The sequence below is a fragment of the Bacillus sp. FSL H8-0545 genome (assembly GCF_038006105.1).
Taxonomy (GTDB): Bacteria; Bacillota; Bacilli; order Bacillales; family Bacillaceae_G; genus Bacillus_A; species Bacillus_A cereus_U.
The window spans coordinates 3,201,002-3,220,123 of record NZ_JBBOUO010000001.1 but is presented as its reverse complement, the minus strand read 5'-3'; the positions used below and the strand labels follow the sequence as shown (position 1 = coordinate 3,220,123).

The window sequence follows — 19,122 nt, the reverse complement described above, 5'->3', positions numbered from 1 at the left end:
ATAACGTGGTATAAAATGAGAAGCAGTTAAGGCGAAGGAGGAACTGAAGTGATGAAAGAAGATAGACGTTCTGCTCCGCTGTTTCCTATTGGTATTGTAATGGATTTAACACAATTATCTGCACGTCAAATTCGCTACTATGAAGAGCATAATCTTATTTTTCCAACCCGTACAAAAGGGAATCGTAGATTATTTTCATTTAACGATGTAGATAAATTGTTGGAAATTAAAGATTTGTTAGATCAAGGCTTAAATATGGCCGGAATTAAACAAGTATTGCAAATGAAAGAAAATCAAACAGAAGCAGTGAAAGTAAAAGAAGAAACGAAAGAAATTTCAAAATCCGAGCTTCGCAAAATTCTTCGAGATGAACTACAACATACAGGTAGATTTAATCGGACTTCATTGCGACAAGGTGACATTTCAAGGTTTTTTCACTAAAGATAACTGATTCTTAAGGTGTTTAGAGGGACTAAGGAGGAATTTATAATGGCTAGGTACACAAAAGAAGATATTTTCCGTTTGGCGAAAGAAGAGAATGTAAAGTATATCCGTCTGCAATTTACGGACCTTTTAGGGGTAATTAAAAACGTAGAAATTCCAGTGAGCCAATTAACAAAAGCTCTTGATAACAAAATGATGTTTGATGGATCTTCTATTGAAGGTTTCGTACGTATTGAAGAATCTGATATGTATTTATATCCGGATTTAGATACTTGGGTAATTTTCCCTTGGACAGCTGAAAAAGGTAAAGTAGCTCGTTTAATCTGTGATATTTACAATGCTGATGGTACTCCATTTGATGGCGATCCACGTAACAACTTAAAGCGTGTGTTAAAAGAAATGGAAGCATTAGGATTCTCAGATTTCAATCTTGGACCAGAGCCAGAATTCTTCCTATTTAAAGTTGATGAAAAAGGAAATCCAACATTAGAATTAAACGATAACGGTGGATACTTCGACCTTGCGCCGATGGATTTAGGGGAAAACTGTCGTCGTGATATCGTTCTTGAACTTGAAGAAATGGGTTTTGAAATTGAAGCATCTCACCATGAGGTTGCACCAGGTCAACATGAAATTGACTTTAAATATGCAAATGCAATTCGCTCATGCGATGACATTCAAACATTCAAGCTTGTTGTAAGAACGATTGCTCGTAAACATGGTTTACATGCAACGTTTATGCCGAAACCATTATACGGTGTAAATGGTTCAGGTATGCACTGTAACTTATCATTATTTAAAAATGGTGAGAACGTATTCTTCGATCAAAACGGTGAATTACAACTAAGTGATGATGCTCGTCACTTCATCGCAGGTATTTTAAAACATGCGCCAGCATTTACAGCGGTAGCAAACCCAACTGTAAACTCTTACAAACGTTTAGTACCTGGATATGAAGCTCCATGTTACGTAGCATGGTCTGCACAAAACCGTAGCCCGTTAGTACGTATCCCTGCATCTCGTGGTATTAGTACACGCGTAGAAGTACGTAGTGTTGACCCAGCTGCAAACCCATATTTAGTAATGGCAACTTTACTAGCAGCAGGTCTTGATGGAATTAAAAACAAATTAACTCCACCAGCTGCAGTAGACCGTAACATCTATGTAATGACAAAAGAAGAGCGCGAGGAAGCAGGTATCGTTGACTTACCAGCAACATTAGCGCAAGCATTAGTTACTTTACAATCTAATGAAATCGTATGTGGCGCATTAGGTGATCATTTACTTGAGCACTTCATTGAAGCAAAAGAAATTGAGTGGGATATTTTCCGCACGCAAGTTCACCAATGGGAACGCGATCAATATATGTCTCTATACTAAGAGAGAAAAAAGCCCTAATACTACGGTATTAGGGCTTTTTCGTCATTTATCTACAGTGAAAAAACACGAATGTTGTCGTAATTTTTTTAGTATCATTAGGAAGTAATTTAGTGAAAATAATTTGTGTTGACTCGTTCTGTATAAAGAACTAAAATGGCATTAACTAGAAATGTTTGTATATTTAAAAGAATGAAAATATTATTTTTTCTTAAGTTTTCGATGCCAATTTCAAGTTGAAGCTCATTGGTTTTAAATGAGGAGGGAAGTTATGGATAAGGAAATAAATTTGAAAAATCTATTTACTATTATACGGAAAAGGATTTGGATAATTCTATTATTTACAACTCTCACAACAGTAGCGGGAGCGATGTATAGTATATATGTAAAAACACCATTATATGCCTCTTCAGCAAGGGTTATTGTTCAAGCTAACGCTGAAACGATGAATACACTGAAAGCAATGGTAAATGAGCCTGTAATATTAGAAAAAGTGGCTGCTGAATTGAATATTAACAGATCTGCAGGTGCATTAAGTGGGCAAATAAGCACAGAAAGTGTACAAGGGTCCCAGATTATGAGAATAAATGTAGTGGATATAGATCCTGTGCTTGCTCATAAAATTGCAAATACTACAGCTGCTGTTTATAAGAAAGAAGTAGCGAATATACTGAATTTTAATAATGTGAGTATATTACCAGAAGACTCAGTTCAAAAAAATTCTATGCCTATAAATGTAAATCACTTTAAGACGATACTAATTGCATTCTCTATAGGTATGATGTTCAGTATTGGATTCATTTTTTTATTGGATTCACTTGATGAGAGAATCAAATCGGAACGGCGAATTGAACAATTGTTAGATGTTCCTGTTTTGGGTGGAATATCTAAAATGAATAGAAAAAATGCGAAAGAAAAATTCAGTAAAAAAAATACGGTATTATTGGGGGAGGGAACGGAGTGGCTTACAAAAATAGACGAAAAACAAATAAAGTTAAAGGAGAAAGTATAATTGCTTATACCGCTCCAAGATCTAAAATTTCAGAGCAGTATCGTTCGCTTCGAACAAACCTTCAATTATCTTCATCTATTCATAAAAGCAGAACTATAGTTATTGCTTCTCCGAGGTATGGTGAAGGAAAATCAACGATTACAGTTAATTTAGCAGTCTCGATAGCACAAAAAGGTGAAAAAGTATTGGTAATAGATGCAAATTTACGAACACCAACGATTCATGAAATGTTTGGAGTAGAAAATACAATTGGATTAACTGATATATTGAACGGAAAAACAACTTTAGAGGGTGCTGTGAAAAAAACAGAGATGGAAAGTCTGGATGTATTAACTAGCGGACCGATACCATTCAATCCATCTGAAGTGCTTAGTTCGAGTGCCATGGATATGTTAGTTCAACGGGCAATGGAACGGTATGATATCATATTATTGGATTCTTCTCCTGTACTAGAAGTAACGGATACAAGTGTGTTGGCTGATAAGTGTGAAGGTGTATTATTGGTGATCCGTTATAATCGTACTGTGAACGAAGATGCGCTTGAAACGAAAAGGGCGTTAAGTTTTACGAAAAGTAGGATATTAGGTGCGATTTTGAATGGAAAAGTATGAATAGTATAAATGTACTTTAGAAAAATAAATTTAAAATTCGTATATAAAGATGTTCTTTAAAAAGAATTTTTTAAAGGGCTACGATGTGGTGATGTCTCCTTACCGCTATCAACGGAGGCACTCGATTATGCTGTGGGTTGTGAAAACAACCTTAGATGCGAGTCATCAAGAGTGTAATGTGAGGTCGGGTTAGATGCCCATGTTTTATTAAAGTTTCTAACTATGTGCTTTTAATAAAGAGAATATAGTTAGAAACTTTAAATTTGAAAGAGTTAAGTATGGAATTGATTAAAGGAGGAAGTTACATGACGTATCGGCGGAGGATATCGTTATTGCTTTTAATGGATTCACTGATTGTGTTAAGTGCTATTTTTTTTAGTTATTTCTTTGTAAATGCTAGCTTTAGTGTTATCACTTTATCATCAGTTATTAGCTCTATCACTTTATTAGTCGGTCATCATTTGTTTGCTTTAATGTATAAGTTGTATAACAAATATTGGGAATATGCAAGTATAGGAGAATTACTCATTATATGCAAAGTTGTTACATTTTCTATAATTGCTACAGCAGTTGTGCAGCAACTAATCATGCAAAAAATGTATTTCCGGCTGTTAGTTGTAACTTGGATGATTCATATTTTATTAATTGGTGGTTCACGTTTTATATGGAGAATGTACAGAGATATTTATTATGTAAAAAAGGGTGATAAAAAAAGAACGTTAATTGTTGGTGCGGGATCTGCTGGGACAATGGTTGCAAGGCAGTTGTTGAAGAATAGTGCCGCTGAATTAATGCCAGTCGCATTTATCGACGATAATGCAAAAAAACATAATCTTGATATTTGGGGTATTCCAGTAATTGGTGGTATAAAGCAAATTGAGTACGCTATAAAAAAACTGAATATTGAAATAATAATTTTGGCAATTCCCTCATTAAACAAAAGAGAGCAAAATGTTATTTTGAAAAGATGTTTAAAAACAGAAGTGAAAACTCAAATTCTTCCGATGTTAGAAGACTTAGTAACGGGTAAAGTATCGGTGAACGAATTCAGAGATGTTCAAGTAGAAGATTTATTAGGGCGCGATCCTGTAGAACTTGATGTGGATGTTATTTCAGATTATATAACTGACAAAGTCATTTTAGTTACTGGTGCAGGAGGTTCGATTGGTTCGGAAATTTGTAGACAAATTGCAAAATTCAGGCCAAAAAAGTTGATTTTACTAGGGCATGGGGAGAACAGTATTTATTCTATAGAAATGGAATTAAACAGAAAATATGGAGATATGAAAGGCACGTTTATTCCTGAAATCGCAGATATACAAGATGAAAAGAAGATGCAATTAATTATGAGCAAACATCTTCCGAATGTTGTATATCATGCAGCTGCACATAAACATGTACCACTAATGGAGAATAATCCTGAAGAGGCTGTTAAAAATAATTTGATTGGGACTATGAATATAGCAGAGGCAGCGAGAGCGCATGGAGTGGGAACATTTGTCATGATTTCTTCGGATAAAGCAGTGAACCCGACGAGTGTTATGGGAGCAACAAAGAAATTAGCTGAGATGGTAATTCAGCATAAAGATAAAATAAGTCATACAAAGTTTGTTACTGTACGATTTGGGAATGTCCTAGGAAGTAGAGGGAGTGTAATACCTTTATTTAAGAAGCAAATTCAAAATGGTGGACCAGTTACAGTTACTCATCCTGATATGGTTCGGTATTTTATGACAATCCCGGAAGCATCAAGACTCGTAGTGCAAGCTGGTTCTTTAGCTAAAGGTGGAGAGATTTTTGTTTTAGACATGGGAGAACCAGTGAAAATTGTCGATCTTGCCAAAAATCTAATTCGATTATCAGGAAATTCTGTAGATGAAATAGGAATAGAATTTACTGGTATACGTCCAGGAGAGAAACTTTTTGAAGAATTACTAAAAGAAGATGAAATGAATGAGAAGCAAGTTCATCCGAGAATTTATGTAGGGCAAGAAATGAATGTTCGTATAGAAGAGGTAGAAGAATTCGTCTCTATATATGAAGATTTGAATGAAGCGGAATTGCGAGATAGATTATTATATTTAGTTAATCATCGTAAGCCTTTGAAAATATTAATTCCAGTATCAGGATAATGGTGTGTGAGCTTAATAAGAATAAAATAAGATGGGTGCGTGGGAATGATGTCTAAAAAAGTTCTGTTTTGTGCAACTGTGGATTATCATTTTAAGGCGTTCCATTTACCGTATATGAAATGGTTCGCAGAGCAGGGATGGGAAGTGCATGTTGCAGCAAATGGTAACATGCAACTTCCATATGTCAATCAAAAATACAATATCCCTTTTCAAAGATCACCTATTAGATCACAAAATTTTCATGCATACAAAAAGTTAATGTCAATTATTGATAAAAATAAATATAACATTATTCATTGCCATACGCCCATGGGAGGAGTAATAGCGCGTTTAGCTGCTCGGAAATCAAGGAAGAAAGGAACGAAAGTCGTATATACAGCACATGGATTTCACTTTTGTAAAGGATCACCGTATATGAATTGGTTGCTTTATTATCCGATTGAAAGAATTCTAGCTTCTCATACGGATTGTCTAATAACAATTAACCAAGAAGATTATGATTTAGCAGTTAAACATCGCTTTCCAGTGAAAGATATTAAGCTAGTTCACGGTGTAGGAATAGATGTACAACGATTTACTCCTGTAACTGAAATTGAGAAACGAGAATTAAAGCTACAATATGGCTATAAATCACAAGATTTTTTAATGTTTTATGCTGCTGAATTTAATAAGAATAAAAATCAAAGTTTTTTAATCCATGTATTAGCACAATTGAAAAATGAAATGCCACATGCAAAGCTTTTGCTTGCTGGTGAAGGGCCGTTAATGGAAGAATGTGAAAAAATAGCTACTCAACTCGGAGTGACTAACATGGTTCATTTTCTCGGTTACAGAAATGATATAGCTTCCTTACTACAGATGTGTGATCTTGCAGTTGCATCCAGCTACAGGGAGGGTTTGCCAGTTAATATTATGGAAGCCATGGCATGTGGACTTCCGGTTGTAGCTACTGATAACCGGGGACATAGGGAATTGATTATTAATAATAAAAATGGTTGGATTGTAGATCGTGATGATATAAAAGCCATGGCTGACAGGATAAAGGGTATTTCTATAAATCCTAAAGTATTAGCTCAGATGGGGCAGTATGGATGTACTAGTATTAAAAATCAATATTCAGTCAATGAAGTGTTAAAAGAGAAACAAGAAATTTATACAACATTCATGGGTGAAATGGAGGAGTTAAGGTGGGTACTCCATTAAGAGTATTACACGTAGTCGTAAATATGAATAGAGGCGGCGCCGAAACGCTAATTATGAATTTATATCGCAATATAGATCGTTCCAAAGTTCAATTTGATTTTTTAACGTGTAAAGAAGGAGTGTTTGATGAAGAAATAGTAAAGTTAGGCGGGGAAATTCATAGAATTCCATATACCACAAACGTTGGACATAGAGGATATATAAAGGCACTGGATGCTTTCTTTACCTCTCATCAAGAATATAGAATTGTACATTCACACATGGATAAAATGAGCGGATTTGTACTTCGTTCTGCTAAGAAGGCGGGAATACCGGTTAGGATTGCTCACAGTCATAATACTAGTAGTGAGGGAGGAATTGCGGCAAAAATCTATAAATGGCATGCAGGAAAATCTATATCTACATGTGCAACACATTTGTTAGCATGTTCAAATGCTGCTGCGAGATGGTTATTTGCAGATAAAGCTGATACAGCCAAAATCTTAAAAAATGGAATTGATTGTGATAGATTTTTGTTCCGTCCTGAAATAAGAAAACAAGTAAGAAAGGAATTACAAATTGAACAGGAAGCTTTTGTTATAGGTCATGTCGGAAGATTCGCTTATCAAAAAAATCATACCTATCTTATAGATTTATTTGCTCAGTTAACTCAATTCCGGCCAAATTCAATACTGTTATTAGCTGGTGAAGGGCCGCTTCGCATGGAAATTGAAAAAAAAGTAAAAGATTTGAATATAGAGAAGAATATAAGATTTCTTGGGGTACGAGGTGATATAGAACGTATACTTCAAGCATTTGATGCATTAGTTTTTCCATCTATTCATGAGGGATTACCAGTCACACTTGTAGAAGCGCAAGGGGTTGGTTTACCTTGTATCATATCGGATACTATTACGAAAGAAGTGGATTTGGGAATGAATTTAGTTGAACATTTGCCTCTAACGGATAAAGTGGCTTGGATAGAAAAAATGAAAAAATTAGAAACTAGTAATTTCTCGAGGAATATATCAGCTCAATTATTATTAGAAAAAGGATACGATATTAAGCATACGGCAGAATTAATCCAAGATTTTTATTCCGTACTTTCGAGGTGAGTAATTTGGAGAATTTAACGATTTTCACCCCTACTTATAATAGAGCGTATTGTCTTCAAAATTGTTATGAGAGTTTAAAACGTCAAACATGTAAGGGTTTTGTATGGTTAATAATAGATGATGGATCTAGTGATAACACAAAAGAATTGGTGGATAGCTGGATTGCTGAAAAACATATCAAAATTATGTATCATTGGCAACAAAATCAAGGGATGCATGGTGCTCATAATACAGCCTATGAAATGATTGATACGGAGTTAAACGTTTGTATTGATTCTGATGATTACATGCCAGATGATGCTGTAGAAAAAATCCTTTCTTTTTGGAATAGTTATGGGAATGATGAAGTTAGTGGAATAATTGGACTGGACTTGTATATAAATGGGCAAATAATTGGCTCAAAGTTACCAGAGGACCTTAAATACTCCACGCTTTTTGATCTTTACAACAAACATGGTGTTACAGGTGATAAAAAATTGGTCTATCGCACGGAATTGACTAAAAAATATCCATACCCCATTTTTGAAAATGAAAAATATGTAGGATTAGCATATAAATACTATAGGTTAGATCATCAGTATAAGATGTTATTGATGAATGAGGCACTTTGTTATGTGGAATACATGGCTGATGGATCATCAATGAATATGCTAAATCAATATCGTAAAAATCCAAGAGGGTTTGCTTTTTATCGCAAGGAACTTATGAAATTGCCATTTACTAATCGAATATTTAAGTATAGGCAAGCTATACATTATGTATCTAGTAGTTTCATAGCAAGAAATGGAAGGTTTATACAAGAATCGCCATGTAAAGGACTAACACTGTGCGCACTACCATTTGGGGCTATCCTTTATAGTTATATTGCAATGAAAACGAAAATGAAAGTAAACATTTAGAGACTTACTTAGTAATTAAATGAAAGGACAGAATAATGACCATACTTTGGATGAATCTTGCTATAGTATTTATGCTCTCTTTTTTTGCAAGATATTTTGCTATGCCATTGACCACGGGGCCAGCATGGATAAAGCCGAATCATTTTTTGACTTTGGTGGCCGTTCTATCTCTTGTATTGGTATCGGGCCTTCGAAACAATATTGGAGATACATACTTTTATATGCATGGATATACTGTTACTAATTTCACTTGGGAGTATATTAAAAACAATAAAGACATAGGATTTAATATTTTGCAAATGATTTTACAAAAGTATACCGAGGATCCTCAGGTCATGGTTTTTATTACAGCATTGATAACAAATGTACTAATCGTATTCATTCTATATAAGTATTCAAGGTTAATTGACTTAAGTTTATATGTCTATATCACGTCTGGGATGTACTTAACATCAATGAATGGGATTAGGCAGTATTTAGCTGCTGCTATTGTTTTTGCTGCGACCAAATATATTCTTGATGGTAACTGGAAAAAATACATTTTTATTGTTCTGCTTGCATCAACATTTCATCAGAGTGCGCTTGTTCTCATACCAATATATTTTCTAATTCGCAGAAAAGCTTGGTCAACAACAACGTTTATCCTTCTGTTTTTAGCCGTGCTTATCGTTATAGGGTTTAATCAATTTTCTGAGGTTTTCTTTGCAGCGATAGGGGATACTCAATATGGTCATTACAAAGATTTTCATGAAGGCGGTGCCAATATACTTAGGGTTGTTGTTGAGGCTGCACCACTCATACTTGCGTTCTTTGGTAGAGAAAGACTGAAAGAATTGTTTCCAAAGAGTGATTATATTGTAAATATGGCATTACTGGGTGCAGTTTTTATGCTTATTTCAACACAAAACTGGATTTTTGCAAGGTTTGCTATTTATTTTGGATTATACCAATTAATATTAATTTCTTGGGTTGTAAAGCTGTTCACTGAAAAGGATCAGAAGTTTGTCTATTATGCAATTTTAGTATGTTACTTTGTTTACTTTGTATATGAGCATGTCATTACTTTGCGGATTATTTATAAGAGTCACTTTTTGGGATAATAAAGGTTCAATATATGGAATTGATTATAAGATTGGGGTAGGTTTCAATGGTTAAGGCTAAAAAGGCCACAAGAGTTTTGCACATTGTCAGTGCTATGAATCGAAGGTGGTGCTGAAACGCTACTAATGAATATATATAGAAATATAGACAAATCACAAGTTCAATTTGATTTTGTTTCACACAGAACTGAAAAGAGTGATTATGATGAAGAAATTGCAGTATTAGGTGGTAAAGTCTATAGAATTCCAAGTCTAGGTCAAGTAGGGCCTTTTGCGTATATTAAAGAACTTACAAAGATAATGTCTGATAATCGATATGTAGCCGTACATGCACATACCGATTATCAAGGTGGCTTTGCAGCGGTGGCTGCGAAAATGGCAGGTATAAAAAAAGGGTTTGTCATTCTCATAGTAATAATTGGCCTCAAGGAGTTGGAATTAAAGCGAAAATTACTCTAAAGGTTTTGCGATCTATTATTAAATATGCTGGAACGGATTATTGTGCGTGCAGTATTGAAGCTGCACGTTTTTTATTTGGTAAAAGAATAATTAACGATAATAGGATAGAATTGATCAAAAATGGAATAGATATTAACCAATTTACTGATGTGGAGATGAGGGATGTTGCCAGTGTGAGAAAAGAGCTTAATATACCAGATGAGGCGAAAATAATAGGTCATATTGGTCGGTTTTCAGAATCAAAGAATCATATTTTTATCCTACAAGTTCTAAAAGAAATTTTGTAACTACTCAGCCACCTTTTGGTGTCTTTTTTTAATTTTACTAGTTTCATATGCCTCCCATTTGTAAATACTGAGTATATCAAACAGGGAGGTGAATAGGATGGTCGATCGAAAAATCATTTTAGATGCATATAAAAAAGGACCTGAAGCTGTTATTTCTTTATTTGAAAAAACATTTTCTAAGTTAGAAAAACGGATTCAAGAACTAGAAAATGCTTCAAAAAAAACTCTACAAACAGTCATAAACCACCTTCTACAGATGGTTTACGTAAGCCTGTTACAAAAAGTTTACGCAAATCGTCTCATCGTCAAACTGGTGGCCAGTTGGGCCATAAAGGACATACGCTTCATTTGACAACGACTCCGGACCATACGATTACCTATTCTCCTACGCATTGCACTTGTTGTAACACGTTCTTACAACACGAACCTGTAAAAGGATACCGCATTCGCCAAGTGTATGATTTACCACCTATCCAGATAGAAGTGACAGAACATAAAGTAGAACAAAAAGAATGCCCACATTGCCATTCTATCCAAGAATCCCAGTTTCCTTCTATTGTCTCTCGTCCTGTTCAATATGGTCCAAATATAAAAAGACTGGTTCCTTATTTAACTCATTATCAGTGTCTTTCTTTGAAACGAACAAAAGAATTCTTTCAAGATTGTTTTGGACATTCGATTAGTGAAGGAACTTTGGTCAATCATACAAACAGTTTTTCAGCTCAATTGCAGCCCTTTCTCGAAGAAGTAAAAGAAAAGGTTCTTCAGTCTCCTGTTGTCCATTTTGATGAAACCGGTATGCGTGTAGAAAATAAAACACAATGGTTACATACTGCTAGTACACCGGAGGTGACATTGCAACATATTCATCAAAAACGTGGCAAAGAAGCAATGGATGCGGGCGAAATCTTACCGTCTTTTTCTGGAATTGCGATACATGATGGCTGGAAATCGTATGATGCGTATATAGATTGTCGTCATGTATTATGTAATGCCCATCTCTTACGAGATTTGCAAGGAATTATAGATAGTACGGGACAAAAATGGGCTCAACAGATGCAGGAATTTCTAACGCAAGCCTTAACACTGAAAAAGCAATACAAAGGAAGCCTGCCAAAAGCGGAGCAACAGAATCTGTTTACCGTCTATCAATCCATATTGAAAGAACAATCAGTCCTTTCTACGGAATTAAAAAAGAAAGGAAAGCGGACACCTGCTCAAAATTTATGGAATCGCTTCGTCAAATACGCTGACAGAATTCTAGCATTCTTAGAACATCCAGACATTCCATTTGATAATAATCAAGCGGAACGGGATATTCGAATGACGAAAGTAAAACAGAAAGTGTCTGGGCCTTTCCGAAGTAAGAAAGGCGCAGAATCTTTTTGTCAGATACGAAGCTTTATGAGTACCATGAAAAAGCAAAAACAATCTGTCTTACAAGCGATAGGCCAGGTTATAGAAACCGGAACGGTTCCTTGGAATCGCACAACTTCATAAGAGGAATTCTCGATTTGATCTAGATTCTTTCTATTATTGGAGTATTTTCTTTTTCATGTTTTCGAATGTAAAACATGTATTTGGTATGCCTTTTTTCCTAACTAAGCTGAGTAGTTACGAAATTTTAAAGAGAGATGTAAATTTTATCGCTGTTTTAGTGGGTGATGGTCCGTTAAAAAGCTCTATTGAATTGAAGGCAAAAGAACTGGGGATTAACAACAATATAAGGTTTTTAGGCGTGAGGAAGGATATAACAAGACTGTTGAAAGCATTCGATGTTTTCTTATTTCCTTCTTTATTCGAGGGTTTCGGTATTGTAACGTTAGAAGCACAATGTTCAGGTACACCTTGTATTGTTGCGGATACGATACCTAGAAATACTGATATGGGCTTAGGAATAATCTCATTTATTAGTTTAGACGAAAAGCTTGAGGTATGGTCCGGAGAAATTAATAAAGCTTTATTAAAAGAAAAACCTGAAAGATCAAAGATAATTAACAATATATCAAAATTAGGTTTTGATATTAATAGTAATATTCCTGATTGGTTATCGTTATATGGAATAGAGTGTAAGGAATATATAAGATAGTTTTGTTTCATCACCATTTTGCATAAACCAATCCTGATTATATTTGCAAGGGAAAATAGGGGGCTATCATAAGGAATGATAGAAGTTGACAATTAATTTTGTGAGGTATTTGATGATGAAAAAGAAAAAAATATTAATCACTTCTTTTGACATGGCAATCGGTGGTGTAGAACGAAGTCTGATTGGATTACTAAATAAAATTGATTACAACAGATATGACGTAGATTTAATGTTATTTAAACACGAGGGAGAATTTTTCTCTTTATTACCAAAAGAACCAAATTTATTACCGGAAATACCTCCATACACTACTTTTAGAAAATCTATTGGACAAATACTGCAAGAGGGTAATACATCTATTGGGATCATCAGATTGATAGCCAGAGTGATGGGTACTTTACATGGTAAGTGTATAAAGAGTGAAGAACCTGGATACTTGGTTATTCAATACGGATGGAAAATGTCCCTATCATATCTTCCGAGATTAGAGGAAGAATATGACGCTGCAATTAGTTTTTTGTGGCCTCATTATTTCATAGGAAATAAGGTCCGAGCGAAAAGGAAGATTGGTTGGATTCATACAGACTACTTAAACATACCGCTGAATAAACGTATGGAGTATCAAATGTGGAGAGAAATGGATAATATCGTAGCGGTTTCTGAAAGTTGTAGGGATTCATTTCTTAGTATCTTTCCTTATATTAATAAAAAAGTAGAGATTATCGAAAATATTATATCTCCTGAGTTTGTACGTGAACAATCTAATCAAGATGTTACGCATGTAATGTCATTAACTCCTAATCGGATAAAGCTTGTAACTGTAGGTAGACTTTCACACGCTAAAGGGATTGATGATGCTATATATGCCTTTCGAAAATTATTGGATCAGGGATACGATGTTGAGTGGTATATTGTAGGATATGGTCCTCAAGAGACTGAGCTTAAAATATTGATAAATAAACTAAAAATTCAGGATAGGTTCTTTCTACTGGGCAAAAAGACTAATCCTTATCCCTATATAAAAGCGTGTGATATATATGTACAACCATCTAGGTATGAAGGAAAGGCTGTGACAGTTCGGGAGGCACAAATTCTTGGGAAACCTGTACTTATAACTAATTTTCCAACTGCTAAAAGTCAGCTAGAGGATGGAGTAGATGGGTGTATTTGTCCAACGGGTATTGATGGGATTATCGGAGGGATAAAAAAACTGATTGATGATGTCGATTTCAGAAATAAAATTGTTAATAATGCTAGTCAACGGAATTATGGTAATGAAGCAGAAGTAGAAAAGATATATAGGCTAATTGAGTGATAATAGTTTAAGTTATAAAACTAAAAATCTTTTATTGGTTCATAAAATATACTTGGAGGTATTATTTTCATGGATAATGTTTTAGTGTTAGATACGTCGGTCGGTTCTCTTAACAAGGGGGATGACATAATAATGAAGTGTGTAAGGTATCAGTTGTCTGATATAACTAAAAATTCATATATTTTAACACTACCGACTCACGTTTCACCATTTCATTGGTATCAAGTAGCAAGAGGATCACATAGGGTAAAGCTTTATAGTAATGCTAAATATAAATTTGTAGGTGGTTCAAATTTACTAACAATGGACATGCTTACTCATTTCCCACAGTGGAATATTAATATGTTCAATTACGGTCCTTTGAAAGGTAGTATTCTAGTTGGTGTAGGTGTAGGTGTAGGTGCAGGGAAAGGTAATAAGATAAACGCATATACAAAAATGTTATATAAAAAAGTTTTATCACATGAATATATACATAGTGTTAGAGACGAAAGAACAAAAAAATTTTTAGAAGAAATGGGATTAAAGGCTTTAAATACAGGTTGTGCAACATTGTGGTCTCTTACACCTGAATTCTGTAAAGAGATTCCAACTAAAAAATCAGATTCAGTTATTTTTACACTTACTCATCATTCGAAAGATCTAGTAAAAGATCAATTATTAATAGATGTACTGAGAAAAAATTATAAAAATATTTATTTTTGGATACAGGATGCGAGTGATTTTTTATATTTCGAAAATTTAAGTAATACAGAAGATATAAAAGTTGTTCCACCTAATATAGAAGCTTATGAAAAAGTGCTCAATACAGATGTTGATTATATTGGAACAAGATTACACGGTGGGGTATTTGCAATGCGACATAAAAAGCGCACAATCATTATCTCTATAGACGAAAGAGCTAGAGGGATGAGTGAGACATATAATCTGAATTTAATCGAAAGAGCCGATTTTGATAATCTTGAAAAAATAATTAACTCAAAAATTATAACAGATGTTAAGGTGGATTTTGAAGTGGTAGATCAATGGTTAAAACAATTCTCAAATTAATGAATACTCAAGAATTTGAAAGGTAAACTTATTAGGAGGCTAAAATGAATACTATAATTCTTGATGAAATCGTTGTAAAAAATAACAGGGTTGATTACTTTTTTAGCATTAAAGGGAATTTACAAAAATATTTTAAAATAAATAATCATATGTTCCTCGAATACAACTATGATATATCTGATATTCCAAATAGTATTTTAGCTATTCCATTTGTTTCAAATGTAATTCCTCTTGTGTGGATTACTGATTCAACAATATTGATAAATGAATTAGATGAATCTTTTTATGAATGTCTCAATAATATAAAAATTGCATATCAAAATATGTTTCCTAGTGTCAGGTTTAAGGGTTCTATTGTTGTAGATAAAATTATTGATAATACCTATACTCCTGAACTCGAAGCAGCATCTTTATTTAGTGGAGGTCTTGATGCACTTACTACATTTATAAGAATAAAGGATAAAAAACCATTATTAATTACTGAATATGGATGGCATGAAGACAATATAGAGGAAAGTGATGTGTGGGAGGCAAACAAAGAAAACGCTATAAATTTTGCAAAATGTCACGGATTAGAAAACATCCTTATACAATCTAATTATGGTACTTTTATAAGTGCAGGAAATATTGATCATGACTTTAGGGGGAAATTGGAGGATACATGGTGGCATGGATTACACCATGGCTTAGCAATAATATCTGCAGCTATCCCTATAGCTTTCAAACTTAAGATAAAATGTATATACATTGCAAGCTCTAATTCTCCTTTATATGAAGTTACTTGTGCATCTGATCCCACAGTGGACAATGAAATAAGGTATGCATCAGGTGAGGTTTTTCACGATGGATATGAACTCAACAGGCAAGATAAGGTTAAGGTAGTTGTTGATCATTATTCGGCCATTAAGGAATTGGTTAATATCAGAGTATGTTTTAAAAATGAAGAAAATTGTTGTAAATGTGAAAAATGCTTAAGAACTATTATGGGAATTATCGCTGAAGGTCAAGATCCTTGTGGTTATGGCTTTAATATTCCAAATAATCTTTTCCAGTACCTTAAAACTTCTTTGGATAATGAGGTGAAGTTTTTTACAGATACATTCATTGTTATTTATTGGAATATAATTCAAATTCGAATGAAGGAAAATTACAATAATATATTATATAAAGATTTACTAGATTGGTTTTTAGATTATGATTTTAAAGCACAGCGAAGAAAAGCATTACTTAAATATAGAGTAATAAAGTTCTTTCCTATTTTGAAGAGGAAGATTAGTACTAAATTAAGTAGAATGTTTGCACAAAACAATTAGAAATAGAAGGTATTATTATGAGAATACAAAATTCCCTGAAAAATATATTATTCGGTTTGTCGGGCCAAATAATTAGTATTGGTATGGGTTTCATTGTTAGAACCGTTTTTATTTATACACTAGGTATAGAATACCTAGGTGTGGAAGGACTTTTTACAAGTATATTAACTATGTTGTCATTAGCTAATTTAGGTTTTGATACGGCTATAATTTACAGTTTATATAAGCCCTTAGCTGAGAATGATAGTTGTAAAATACAGGCATTAATGAACTTATATCAAAAGGCATATAGATTAATAGGATTAATCGTTTTATTGATAGGATTATCGTTATTACCATTTCTTCCTCACTTAATGAATAGCGAGACGACAATTAGTAATATTAACATTATCTATCTGCTATTTTTACTGAGTTCGGTTTCATCATATTATTTTGTGTATAAACAATCTATTATTATTGCTGATCAGCGTAATCACATTATTTCTAAAATACACAGTATATTCACAATTATGTCTCACTCTTTACAAATTATTTTATTAATAATCATCGGAAATTATATTGTAATATTAATGGTTCAACTGGCATTAAGAGTAATTGAAAATATATATATTGCAAATAAAGCGAATAAACTATATCCGTATCTACAAGGGGAAAATAATGCAAAATTATCTAAAGAAGACAGAAAGCTTTTCTTTGAAAATTTGTATGCTCTATTGTTATACAAAATTAGCGGTGTAGTAATTAATGGAACTGACAATATTATTATCTCTAAATTTATTGGGATTACCTGGGTTGGTATTTATTCGAATTATCTATTAATTTTAAATACACTGAATACTTTATTGGGTTATTTGTTTTATTCTATTACTGCCAGTGTTGGAAATTTAAATGTAAAAGAAAATGAAGATAAAAAATATTTTATTTTTCGTGTGCTTAATTTTGTTAATTTTTGGATATATGGATTCTGTACTGTTTGTCTTTGGAATTTAATAAACCCATTTATAACTTTGTGGTTAGGTGAGAATTATGTGTTTAATAAGTGCATAATATTTGCCATAATATTGAATTTTTTTACTACTGGAATGCAAAATGCTTCTACAACTTTTAGAGAAACCACTGGTTTATTTAAAAAAGGAAAATACAGACCTATTATAGCGGCTGTTATAAATATTGTAGTTTCTATAATTCTCGCAAAACAAATAGGAATTGCAGGTGTATTTTTTGGCACTGTTATCAGCAGATTGTGTACCTATTTTTGGTACGATCCGTATGTTATATTTAAATTTGTTTTCAAAAAATCGGTAAAATTATAGTTTGTTTGGATTTCTGGTTTTTGTTTCTGTAATCATAACAGATACTCTTGGCAATATTTTTTATACCAATATATTTATAAATATGGTAATACGCAGTATTTTGTGTCTTATTATTCCCAATGTAATTTTTTTAATTGCGTTTAGAAAACATAAAGAGTTTAAATACTTACGGGATATAGTAAGACAAATTGTTAACAAAATTTTATCTAAGTTATTAATAAAAAAAACTTATTCCAGAAATATTAAAAATAGTTGAAGAGCAATATGAGGAATAATAGCTTTCTGGTATAGAAAATGTAAATGAATAAGCAAAAAATATCTAACTTAAATTAGTTCTCATGGTTTTATATAATGAACGTGTGAATTTAGTCAATTTATTTTAGTGGAGGAAATTATGAACGACTGTAAAGGTATGGCGTCACATTTAACTGAATTTTCTGAATTAATTTCAAAGAACCGTATTGAGAATACTACAGTTCCGCGTACAGCATATATCTTACAAATCCACAAAAATCCAGATCAAGCAAATGGGTTTATTAACCAAATCATCTCAGAAGAACAAGCCGATGTATTTGTTCATATTGATAAAAAAACACACAATAAATTATGTAGGAAAATATTAAGAAATCCTAATGTGGAAGTTTTGCATGAGAATATAGACGTAAAATGGGGTGATATAAGCCAGATAGATGCTACGATTTTGTTGCTAAAAAAAGTATTAGATACACAAAAAAGTTACGATTTTGTGTGCCTGAGAAGTGGTCAAGATTTATTGGTGAAAAACGGATTTAGAGATTTTCTATTAAATAATAAAAACAAAATATTTATGACAGCAACTCATATTGAAAGGAGTAATTCAGATGTTTCTTTTCAGAATATCAGTTGGCCAAAGGTAGCAAGGAAACAATACAATGTATTTCATCCTTTTAGAGTTTTTAGAAGAATAATTATGCGTTTGTATGGTTGGGGATTTAACATATTTCCCAACCCATATAAGTTGCCTGAAGAGCTCTCACTTTATCACGGTTCATCGTGGTTTTGTATCCCTTTGGATATTGCAAGATATATTATAGATTTTTTAGAAAGAAATGAATGGTACTATGATGCTTTTAAAAATGCTTTATGTCCAGATGAATGGTTTTTTCAGACAATAATAATGAATTCGGAGTACAAATCTCAAGTTGTAAATAATAATTTAATATACTTGAGGTGGGGCCAGACTTTTAAAACCCGAAATCATCCGATTACCTTCACCTTGGAAGATATCAATTCAATAGAAAGCTCAGATCAATATTTTGCAAGAAAATTTGATCAAAACTTTGATAAATCAGTAATAGAGTATTTTACAAGTAGAATAAAAATGTAGCATTTAAATCGGCTATCATACTATACGTCTCTGTTCATGTTCTTTTAACGTTTCGACT

At 33.1% G+C, this 19,122-nt stretch carries 13 protein-coding genes and 4 pseudogenes; all 17 read left to right on the top strand.

Going from position 1 to position 19,122, the window contains the following annotated elements; translation table 11 throughout:
- Positions 1-51 precede the first annotated feature (51 nt).
- The 17 genes and pseudogenes from glnR (at position 52) to MHI07_RS16730 (ending at position 19,064) form a co-directional block, all read left to right on the top strand.
- Complete coding sequence (gene glnR, locus MHI07_RS16815) at positions 52-441, top strand: transcriptional repressor GlnR (RefSeq protein ID WP_002014475.1); 390 nt, start codon at positions 52-54, stop codon at positions 439-441.
- Positions 442-489: 48 nt separating this feature from the next.
- Positions 490-1,824: a type I glutamate--ammonia ligase gene (gene glnA, locus MHI07_RS16810; RefSeq protein ID WP_088079154.1), complete on the top strand. Its 1,335-nt coding sequence runs from the start codon at positions 490-492 to the stop codon at positions 1,822-1,824.
- 268 nt (positions 1,825-2,092) lie between these two features.
- The gene (locus tag MHI07_RS16805) at positions 2,093-2,833 is read left to right on the top strand and encodes a YveK family protein (protein WP_340825247.1); all 741 of its coding nucleotides are present in this window, start codon (positions 2,093-2,095) and stop codon (positions 2,831-2,833) included.
- A complete protein-coding gene (locus MHI07_RS16800) occupies positions 2,782-3,444 on the top strand; it encodes a CpsD/CapB family tyrosine-protein kinase (protein WP_340825244.1) in 663 nt (220 codons plus the stop codon). Before MHI07_RS16805 ends, MHI07_RS16800 begins: the two co-directional genes overlap by 52 nt.
- Positions 3,445-3,749: 305 nt before the next feature.
- On the top strand, positions 3,750-5,576 hold the full coding sequence (locus tag MHI07_RS16795) for a polysaccharide biosynthesis protein (protein WP_215579371.1): 1,827 nt from the start codon (positions 3,750-3,752) through the stop codon (positions 5,574-5,576).
- A 45-nt stretch (positions 5,577-5,621) separates the two neighbouring features.
- Positions 5,622-6,779 (top strand): glycosyltransferase family 4 protein, encoded by a 1,158-nt coding sequence (locus MHI07_RS16790; protein ID WP_340825240.1) that lies wholly within the window; start codon positions 5,622-5,624, stop codon positions 6,777-6,779.
- Positions 6,764-7,873: a glycosyltransferase family 1 protein gene (locus MHI07_RS16785; RefSeq protein WP_340825238.1), complete on the top strand. Its 1,110-nt coding sequence runs from the start codon at positions 6,764-6,766 to the stop codon at positions 7,871-7,873. Before MHI07_RS16790 ends, MHI07_RS16785 begins: the two co-directional genes overlap by 16 nt.
- A 5-nt stretch (positions 7,874-7,878) precedes the next feature.
- Complete coding sequence (locus MHI07_RS16780; protein ID WP_215579365.1) at positions 7,879-8,772, top strand: glycosyltransferase family 2 protein; 894 nt, start codon at positions 7,879-7,881, stop codon at positions 8,770-8,772.
- A 35-nt stretch (positions 8,773-8,807) separates the two neighbouring features.
- Positions 8,808-9,872 (top strand): EpsG family protein, encoded by a 1,065-nt coding sequence (locus MHI07_RS16775; protein WP_215579363.1) that lies wholly within the window; start codon positions 8,808-8,810, stop codon positions 9,870-9,872.
- A gap of 47 nt (positions 9,873-9,919) precedes the next feature.
- Positions 9,920-10,615, top strand: a pseudogene (locus tag MHI07_RS16770) (glycosyltransferase); the annotation flags it as partial.
- 100 nt (positions 10,616-10,715) lie between these two features.
- A pseudogene (gene tnpC / locus MHI07_RS16760) lies at positions 10,716-12,118 on the top strand (IS66 family transposase).
- 58 nt (positions 12,119-12,176) lie between these two features.
- Positions 12,177-12,707 (top strand): annotated as a pseudogene (locus MHI07_RS16755) (glycosyltransferase); the annotation flags it as partial.
- Between the two features lie 115 nt (positions 12,708-12,822).
- The gene (locus tag MHI07_RS16750; protein ID WP_215582143.1) at positions 12,823-14,022 is read left to right on the top strand and encodes a glycosyltransferase; all 1,200 of its coding nucleotides are present in this window, start codon (positions 12,823-12,825) and stop codon (positions 14,020-14,022) included.
- A gap of 69 nt (positions 14,023-14,091) precedes the next feature.
- The gene (locus MHI07_RS16745) at positions 14,092-15,072 is read left to right on the top strand and encodes a polysaccharide pyruvyl transferase family protein (RefSeq protein ID WP_340825229.1); all 981 of its coding nucleotides are present in this window, start codon (positions 14,092-14,094) and stop codon (positions 15,070-15,072) included.
- Between the two features lie 44 nt (positions 15,073-15,116).
- Positions 15,117-16,385: a peptidase gene (locus MHI07_RS16740; RefSeq protein ID WP_340825228.1), complete on the top strand. Its 1,269-nt coding sequence runs from the start codon at positions 15,117-15,119 to the stop codon at positions 16,383-16,385.
- 17 nt (positions 16,386-16,402) lie between these two features.
- Positions 16,403-17,954 (top strand): annotated as a pseudogene (locus tag MHI07_RS16735) (lipopolysaccharide biosynthesis protein).
- Positions 17,955-18,092: 138 nt separating this feature from the next.
- Positions 18,093-19,064, top strand: a complete 972-nt coding sequence (locus MHI07_RS16730) for a beta-1,6-N-acetylglucosaminyltransferase (RefSeq protein ID WP_215579351.1) — start codon at positions 18,093-18,095, stop codon at positions 19,062-19,064.
- Positions 19,065-19,122 lie beyond the last annotated feature (58 nt).

What these genes read in the sequence shown, in the direction of transcription:
- MHI07_RS16745 (WP_340825229.1), top strand. Translation starts at nt 14,092, where the DNA reads ATGGATAATGTTTTAGTGTTAGATACGTCGGTCGGTTCTCTTAACAAG.
- MHI07_RS16740 (WP_340825228.1), top strand. Translation starts at nt 15,117, where the DNA reads ATGAATACTATAATTCTTGATGAAATCGTTGTAAAAAATAACAGGGTT.
- MHI07_RS16750 (WP_215582143.1), top strand. Translation starts at nt 12,823, where the DNA reads ATGAAAAAGAAAAAAATATTAATCACTTCTTTTGACATGGCAATCGGT.
- MHI07_RS16730 (WP_215579351.1), top strand. Translation starts at nt 18,093, where the DNA reads ATGAACGACTGTAAAGGTATGGCGTCACATTTAACTGAATTTTCTGAA.
- glnR (WP_002014475.1), top strand. Translation starts at nt 52, where the DNA reads ATGAAAGAAGATAGACGTTCTGCTCCGCTGTTTCCTATTGGTATTGTA.
- MHI07_RS16790 (WP_340825240.1), top strand. Translation starts at nt 5,622, where the DNA reads ATGATGTCTAAAAAAGTTCTGTTTTGTGCAACTGTGGATTATCATTTT.
- glnA (WP_088079154.1), top strand. Translation starts at nt 490, where the DNA reads ATGGCTAGGTACACAAAAGAAGATATTTTCCGTTTGGCGAAAGAAGAG.
- MHI07_RS16775 (WP_215579363.1), top strand. Translation starts at nt 8,808, where the DNA reads ATGACCATACTTTGGATGAATCTTGCTATAGTATTTATGCTCTCTTTT.
- MHI07_RS16805 (WP_340825247.1), top strand. Translation starts at nt 2,093, where the DNA reads ATGGATAAGGAAATAAATTTGAAAAATCTATTTACTATTATACGGAAA.
- MHI07_RS16795 (WP_215579371.1), top strand. Translation starts at nt 3,750, where the DNA reads ATGACGTATCGGCGGAGGATATCGTTATTGCTTTTAATGGATTCACTG.